The following is a 7,877-nucleotide window of genomic DNA, read 5'->3' on the forward strand; positions in this document are numbered from 1 at the left end:
GACGGCGGTCCGTGAGAAGCTGACAGGGTGAACCGGCTCCGGAACGCAACTTCTCCGTACCTTCGCCAGCATTCGGACAATCCGGTGCACTGGCAGGAATGGGATGCCCAGGCGCTGGCCGAGGCCCGAGGGCGGGATGTGCCGATCCTGCTCTCGATCGGCTACGCGAGTTGTCACTGGTGTCATGTGATGGCGCACGAATCGTTCGAGGATGCGCGGACGGCGGCGCAGATGAACGACAACTTCGTGTGCATCAAGGTGGATCGCGAGGAGCGGCCGGATCTGGACGCGGTCTATATGAATGCCACGGTGGCGATGACCGGTCAGGGCGGCTGGCCGATGACGTGCTTCCTCACGCCGGACGGTGAGCCGTTCTACTGCGGCACCTACTACCCGAAGGTGCCGCGCGGCGGGATGCCGTCGTTTACGCAGTTGCTGACGGCCGTTACCGATACCTGGAATACCCGGCGCGATGAGGTGGATACGGCCTCCGCGCAGGTGGCCGAAGCGCTGCGTGCGCAGGCCGCCGGACTGCCCGAGGCCGACGTGACGATTTCGGTCGAACTGCTCGATCATGCGGTCGCGGCGGTGCTGCGCGATGAAGATCCCAAGCACGGCGGATTCGGTGGTGCGCCGAAGTTTCCGCCGTCGGCTTTGTTGGAGGGGCTGCTGCGCAGTTGGGAGCGCACCGGCGACGCCGCGACTTTCGACGTGGTGAATCGGACGGCTGAAGCAATGGCGCGCGGCGGTATCTACGACCAGTTGCGCGGCGGATTCGCCCGTTACTCCGTCGACGCCGCTTGGGTAGTGCCGCATTTCGAGAAGATGCTCTATGACAATGCGCAACTGCTGCGCGCCTACGCGCATCTCGCTCGCCGAAACCCTGAGCGAGAGTCTTTGGTGCACAGGGTTACTCGCGAGACAGTGGAGTTCATTCTCGATGACCTCGGCACCGACCACGGCGGGTTCGCGTCCGCGCTGGATGCCGACACCCACTTGGAGCCGGGCGGACCGGGGGTCGAAGGCGCGACATATGTTTGGACACCCGCCGAGCTGATCGGTGCACTCGGACCTATCGAAGGTACTTGGGCTGCGGAGGTTTTCGGGGTAACCACCGCCGGTAACTTCGAACAGGGCACCTCGGTACTCACCCGATATGTCGATCCGGATGCACTGTCCGACGACGGGACCAGGGCGGCCGCCCGCGAACGCTTCGAACGTGCCCGCGCCGCACTGCGCGAGGCCCGTGCTCGACGCCCACAGCCGGACCGCGACGACAAGGTGGTGACCGCCTGGAACGGAATGGCGATTACCGCGCTAGCCGAAGCAGGTTCCGCACTGCGGCAAGATGATTGGGTGGAAGCCGCCGCCCGCTGCGCCCGCTTTCTGCTGGCCGAGCATGTGGTCGACGGCCGGGTGCGCCGCGCCTCGCTCGGCGGGGTGGTCGGCACGTCTCCAGGCGTTTTGGAGGACTACGCCTGGCTGGTCACCGGCCTGCTCGCCTTACACCAGGCCACCGGTGAACTCGACTGGCTCGAACACGCACAACGCCTGCTGGACAAGGCAATCCAACACTTCGCCGACGCCGCCGCACCCGGCAGTTGGTTCGATACCGCCGACGACGCCGAAACCCTGGTCGCCCGTCCCCGCGATCCCATCGACGGTGCAACACCCGCAGGCGCATCCGCTCTGGCCGAAGCCCTCCTCACAGCCGCCGCCACCAGTGCTCCCGAACCCGCCCTCCGCTACCGCGAACTGGCAGACCGAACCCTGCAACGCGGTGCCGTAGTCCTCGCCCGCGCCGCACGCTCGGCAGGCCAATGGCTGACCGTAGCCGAAGCCGCCCTCCGTGGACCCCTCCAAGTGGCCATCGCCCTACCCGACACCTCGACCGCGGCAACGGAATTGATCGCCACTGCCCGCACCGAAGCCCCCGGTGGCACCGTCATCATCGCCGCCCCCGCCAACTCGGTCCCCCTCCTAGCCGACCGCTCCCCAGTCAACGGCACCCCCTCTGCCTACGTCTGCCGCGGCTCCGTCTGCGACCTCCCGGTAACGACCCCGCCCGATCTACGCGCCTCCCTGAACCGGCCCTAGCCGCGAGGCGGCCGCTCCCGATTCGGTTGTCGCTGTTCGTACTTCGGCGATCGCACTGATGGCGGCCGCATCGGTATCGGGTTCCACCCCATTGGAAGTCGGGGCGTCCTCCACATCGGTCCAGCAGGCAGTCGGTTCGGGCATTCCGCGCAGCAGAATGTTCTCGTAGAGAACCCATTTGGCGCGCTCGTGCTCGGCCGCCGCATCGATGACCGCGCTGCTCACCAGGATTCGGCGCGGCACCTCCTTCGCCTCGGTGGTCAGCCGGGCCGCTTCATTGACCGCATCGCCGATCACCGTGTACTCCAACCGCGTATCGGAGCCGATATCACCCGCGAACACTCGTCCACGTGCGACGCCGATGCCGATATCGAGTTCGCCGGTGGCCGTGACCTCGTCGCGAATGCGCCGCGCGGCTCGCAGCGCGGGTGTCGCATTGTCCCGCAATGCGATCGGCGCACCGAAGATGCACAGCGCCGCATCGCCCTCGAACTTGTTGACCAGCCCGTTGTTCTCCTCGGTCGCCGCAACCACGATCGCGAGCAGTCGATTGAGCTTGGCCACGAAATCATGCGGCGTCAGACCGCTGGACAGCTCGACGGATCCGGTGACATCGACGAACAGCGCCGACACCTCGCGCACATCGCCGGTCAGATCGACCCCGCCCGCCAACGCCCGCTCGGCGACCTCCGCGCCGACGTGCCGGCCGAATACATCCCGCATCCGCTCGCGTTCACGCAGATTGACGGCGAGTTCATTGACCGAATTCTCCAGCCGCCCGATCTCGCTGGTGCTGCCGACGGGAACCCGAACATCGAACTCGCCCTTGGTGATCCGATCGAGCGCTCGGCGCAGCGTGCGCATCGGCGTCGCGACCGAACGGGCCAGGATCGCGGTCGCAAGCGCGCCGGATCCGATGCCGACAATGGAGAGGTAGATGGCGGCGCGGACGCGGTCCGGTGCGCCGGAGGCCGGATCGGCGAGCACCGTGATCAGCATGAGCAGCGGCATCGCACCTGCCACCGCCCAGGTCATCACGACTCGCATCAGCACCGAGGAACTCCAGTGCGCGGTGGGGCCGAGCACCCCCGACACCACCGGAATGGTCGGGCGGATCAGCCGGTCGACGATCAGGAAGGTGAATCCGGCCGATTGCAGCGCGCCCATGGTGAACAGCGCCGTGGTCACCGCCGCACTGTTGTGCGCGGATAGATGCGAGAGCATCGAGGCCGCCACGATCACGCCGGGCAGCCATATCGCCAGCGCTCGGGCGGTGATCGCGATCGGTAGGCGCAGCAGTCGTCGCGACTCGTCGACGGTCGGCTTGCGCCCGTCATCGAGCCACCCGAAATACACGGTCCGATCGCGCACGGCGAGCCCGACCCCGGCCAGGAAACCCATTACCGGATAGATCGACGCCAGCCCGATGATTCGCCGCCAGTCATCCCCGATCCGCCCGAAAAATCCACTGAGCCACAGCTCGGTCACGATCACCGCGAGGCCACCGAGATTCGCGGCGATCACCACCGCAGCCAACCCCCACCGAGCCTTCAGGGCCCAAACAACCAGCTTGGTGATCACGATGCCCTGACATCCGGAGCGGAACCAGCCTGCGCTGGTGCGTGCGGGCGCACCGAAACCCCGACGCGCACGGGCGCCCCCGATCCGGGCAGCCACCAGTTCCAGGTTCCGAACAGCTTCATCAGCGCGGGCACCAAGACCAACCGCACGAACGCCGCATCGATCGCTACGGCCACCGCAAGCGCCAACCCGACCTGCTTCAGCTCCAGCACGCTCGCGGTCAGGAAGCTGCCGAAGATCACCACCATGATCGCCGCCGCCGCGCTGATCGGGCGGGCTGTGTGTTGGAGCCCGGCCGCCACGGCGTATTCGTTATCGGCCGCGGTGCGCGCGGAGTTCTCCCAGAATTCCTTGATCCGGCGGATCAAGAACACCTCGTAGTCCATCGACAGGCCGAACAGGATCGCGAAGACCATGGTCGGCAGGAATACCTGGATGAACCCGGTGCTGTGGAATCCGAGCAGCGACTCGCCGACGCCCCACTGGAACACCGCCACGGTAATGCCCAGCGCCGCGCCGGTGGCCAGCAGATTCATAACTATTGCCTTGATCGGAAGCGCGATGCTGCGGAAGGCAGCAATGAGGAACACGAACGAGCAGCATAGAACCAGCGCGACCACCAGTGGCAGTTTCCCCGTGATCTCGTCGGACATATCCGCGAACTCCGCCGTCGCACCGCCGACCAGCACGTCGCCGGGCAGTGCGGTGGCCCGTTCGCGGATCTCCCGGACGAGTTGATCGGCCTCGGTGGAATCGAATGCGGTCTTGGCCACCACCATCGCGAAGACCCGTCCGTCCCGCTGGATCGGCAGCACCTGTTCGATGCGCTCATCCGAGCGGAGTGCGGTCAGGAAGTTCTGCACCTCGCCGGTCGCCGTGGCGGTCAGCGGCGTATCGCCGGAACCAGTCACCACGATCGTGATCGGCGCGAGCAGTCCGGGCGCGAAATTCTCCGAGGCGACCTTGCTTGCCTTGCCGGAGGCGGTATCGCCCATCGCCGCGGTGCCCATATCCATGCCGTAGCGAATTCCGGTCAGCGGCGCGGCCGCCACCAGCAACACCAGCGTGGCCGCGATACCGAAAACCACCGGCCGCGCCATCACGATCCGACTCCAGCGCGCCCAGCGCCCGCTCGCCGGATCGGCATCCGATCCGGGACGGGTCTCCAACGGCTGCCACCGCGCGGGCAGCGCACCGCGATTCACCCGCGGCCCGAGCATTGCCAGCACCGCGGGCAGCAGCGTGAGCGCCACCATCAGCGTGGCCACGACCGCGATCGCGACGCCGACCGCGATACCGCGGAACACCGGCGCACGCACCACAACCAGTGAGCACAGCGAGATCATCACAATGAAGCCCGAGGCGACGATCGTCTTACCTGCCGTGGCGATCGCGATCCCGCAGGCATGCGCCACACCGGCTGCGGAACTTGCGGAACTGCCGCCCGGCTTCGCGAGCTCTTCGCGGAACCGGCTGACCACGAACATCGCATAGTCCAGCCCGATGCCGGTGCCGATCATGGTCGCGACCGCGAGCAACAACGAACTGGTCGCCATCACATGCGACAGTAGAAACAGTCCGCCGAACGCGAGCAAGAGCCCGGTCAACGCCACCATGACCGGCACCAATGCCGCGACCACCGTGCCGAGCGCGAGGATGAGCAGTACGAATGCCACCGGCAGGCCCAGCGCCTCGGCCTGCCCGGAATCGGCCACCTCGATTTCCATCAGATCCCGCAGCACCGGTGAGAAGCCGGTGAGGCCGACGCTCACCCCGTCACCAGAGCACTGCCCCGCCCGTTCCTGCAGCTCACCGGCCAACTCAGCCCGCGCCGGAATCGAGCCGTCGATCCCGATGACCGCAAGCGCCGCATGTCTGCTCACCGAGATCTGCGACTTCTGATCCCCTTGGAACGGACCCACCGCGACCCGTACCCCGGGCACTCCACGCAAATCCGCGACTGCCCGCTCCACGATCGCCCGGTAGACCGGATCATCGACGGTGCGCTGCTCCGAATCGAAGACCAGCGCAAGCTGTTCGGCACCCAGATCGGGATAGTGCGCCGCGAGCAGTTCCGTGATCCGCGTCGATTCCGCCTTGTCGGCATGGAACTCCATGGCCTCCAGGCGGCCGTTGAGCTGCGGGTAGGCGACGGCGCACGCGGCGATCAAGATCAACCACACCACGCCGACGATCCGCCGATGCTGTGCCATCGCAACGCCCCAGCGGTAGCCGATCCCCCGCTCGCTCACGGCCTGCCTTCTGCCGGCATCGATCCTCTGCTGTGCCATCTCGCCCCGCCATCTTCCGGATCCGGATCCGTCCCCAACTCTATTGCCGCAAAGGGCAATTCGGCATGTCCACGATGTTCCGTCCGGGCACCCGGGTCAGAGCAGGGCACCCCTGTGTCGGGATGCCCAGACGTTCTCAGCGCAAGACGACCAACCAGATCGCGGCGTAGTGGCACAGCGCGGCGAGCACGGTCGCCGCGTGGAAGAACTCGTGGTGGCCGAACACCATGGGCCAAGGGTTCGGCCATTTGGTCGCGTAGAGGATCGCGCCACCGCTGTAGACCAGACCGCCGATGAGCAGCAGGATCAGCGGTGCGATCCCGATATTCGTATTGAGCTGTCCGGCCACCGGCACGATCGCCCAACCCAACAGCAGATACAGCGGCACCCCGACCCAGCGGGGAGCGGTCGGCCACAACAGTTTCAATGCCACCCCGGCCAGCGCGCCCAGCCACACCACGAGCAGCAGTATCTGTCCGGTCCGTCCGGGCAGGCCGAGTAATGCGAACGGTGTATAGCTGCCCGCGATGAACAGGAAGATCATCGAATGATCGGCGCGCTTCATCTGGATGCGTGCCTTTGTGGTCGCCCAGGTCACCCGGTGGTAGACGGCGCTGATACCGAACAACCCGCACACGGTCAGCCCATAGATGAGGGTGGACCAACCTGCCGTCGCTGAGACGGTTGCGGCCTTCAAGACCAATACGAGCACCGCGATTGCCGCGATGCCCACAGCCCAGGTGTGAATCCAGCCCCGCATCCGCGGCTTGAGCAGCGTTGACGAGTTCGGGATCGCCACCGGTGTCGTATCGGTCGCGCCAGCCGTTTCGGACACGAGTTACCTCCTAGTGATACCCGTCAGTAACTTACGGTACCGTAAGTTGTGGCCTCCCGTCACTGTACGCGGAAACCCGCGGCGTGAGCGACGGGCCCGGAGGCGGCAGCGGAGCGTAACCACGGAGGGCACCGTGAACGCCGCGATCGAACACAGTCGATGCCGGGATCACGCCGCTGAGGCGTAGGGTTGGTCGCCGTGGAGCTTCCGAGTCAGGTGCGTGGTTTGCCATACCGCATCTACGAGGCGCGGCTGTCCAAGCAGCTGGCCGGCAAACAACATCCTCGGCACGTCGCGGTGATGTGCGATGGTAATCGGCGCTGGGCCAGAGAAAACGGTTTCACCGATGTGAGCCACGGACATCGAGTCGGCGCGCTGAAAATCGCCGAACTTGTCGGCTGGTGTGCGGACGAGGGCATCGAGATGGTGACCGTGTATCTGCTGTCCACCGAGAATCTGCAGCGCGATCCCGACGAACTGGAGACCCTGTTCGAGGTGATCACCGATGTCGTCGAGGAGCTGTCGGCACCGGAACAGAACTGGAGCGTGCGCATCGTCGGCACGCTCGACGGCTTCCCGGAGCTGGTAGCCAAGCGGCTGCGCACCGCGGCAGAACGCACCAGCGGACGCGACGGTTTGCACGTGAACGTCGCAGTCGGCTACGGCGGTCGGCAGGAGATCGCGGATGCGGTCCGCAAGTTGGTGCGCCAGGAGATCGCGGCGGGGGAGATCGGTGAGGATCTGGTCCAGTCGATATCGGTGAACTCCATCGGCCAGCACCTCTACACCTCCGGTCAGCCCGATCCCGATCTGGTCATCCGAACCTCCGGTGAGCAGCGGCTTTCCGGGTTTCTGCTGTGGCAGAGCGCATACTCGGAAATATGGTTCACCGAGGCGTACTGGCCGGAATTCCGGCGGGTGGATTTCCTGCGCGCCTTACGCGACTACGCCGCTCGACATCGCCGGTTCGGTGTCTAATTTGCAGCGCCTGCGGCGCCGCGTGTTCGCGGCCCCCTGGTGTCTCGCGTCCGAGCCGTCGAGACTCGCGCCTGCGGCGCATGCGCTTCGACGGC

5 protein-coding genes are annotated in these 7,877 nt (G+C 66.2%); 2 read left to right on the top strand and 3 right to left on the bottom strand.

Features of this window, described 5'->3' with window-relative positions; genetic code table 11:
• The first annotated feature begins 27 nt into the window (after window positions 1-27).
• Window positions 28-2,097 (top strand): thioredoxin domain-containing protein, encoded by a 2,070-nt coding sequence (locus tag AB0J47_RS06800; protein ID WP_364341332.1) that lies wholly within the window; start codon window positions 28-30, stop codon window positions 2,095-2,097.
• Here AB0J47_RS06800 and AB0J47_RS06805 read toward each other — a convergent pair.
• The 3 genes from AB0J47_RS06805 to AB0J47_RS06815 all read right to left on the bottom strand — a co-directional run bounded on the left by AB0J47_RS06805 (window position 2,071) and on the right by AB0J47_RS06815 (window position 6,768).
• Window positions 2,071-3,678 carry an adenylate/guanylate cyclase domain-containing protein gene (locus tag AB0J47_RS06805; protein WP_364341334.1) on the bottom strand — a complete coding sequence of 536 codons (1,608 nt, stop codon included), beginning with the start codon at window positions 3,676-3,678 and terminating at the stop codon, window positions 2,071-2,073. The genes AB0J47_RS06800 and AB0J47_RS06805 overlap by 27 nt on opposite strands.
• Complete coding sequence (locus AB0J47_RS06810) at window positions 3,675-5,930, bottom strand: MMPL family transporter (RefSeq protein ID WP_364341336.1); 2,256 nt, start codon at window positions 5,928-5,930, stop codon at window positions 3,675-3,677. The genes AB0J47_RS06805 and AB0J47_RS06810 overlap by 4 nt, the downstream gene beginning before the upstream one ends.
• A gap of 175 nt (window positions 5,931-6,105) precedes the next feature.
• The gene (locus tag AB0J47_RS06815; RefSeq protein WP_364341384.1) at window positions 6,106-6,768 is read right to left on the bottom strand and encodes a hemolysin III family protein; all 663 of its coding nucleotides are present in this window, start codon (window positions 6,766-6,768) and stop codon (window positions 6,106-6,108) included.
• A gap of 225 nt (window positions 6,769-6,993) precedes the next feature.
• Between AB0J47_RS06815 and AB0J47_RS06820 the strand changes: the two genes are divergently transcribed.
• On the top strand, window positions 6,994-7,782 hold the full coding sequence (locus AB0J47_RS06820; protein ID WP_364341338.1) for an isoprenyl transferase: 789 nt from the start codon (window positions 6,994-6,996) through the stop codon (window positions 7,780-7,782).
• The last annotated feature ends 95 nt before the right edge of the window (window positions 7,783-7,877 follow it).

The organism is Nocardia sp. NPDC049737 (assembly GCF_040674755.1).
GTDB lineage: Bacteria > Actinomycetota > Actinomycetes > Mycobacteriales > Mycobacteriaceae > Nocardia.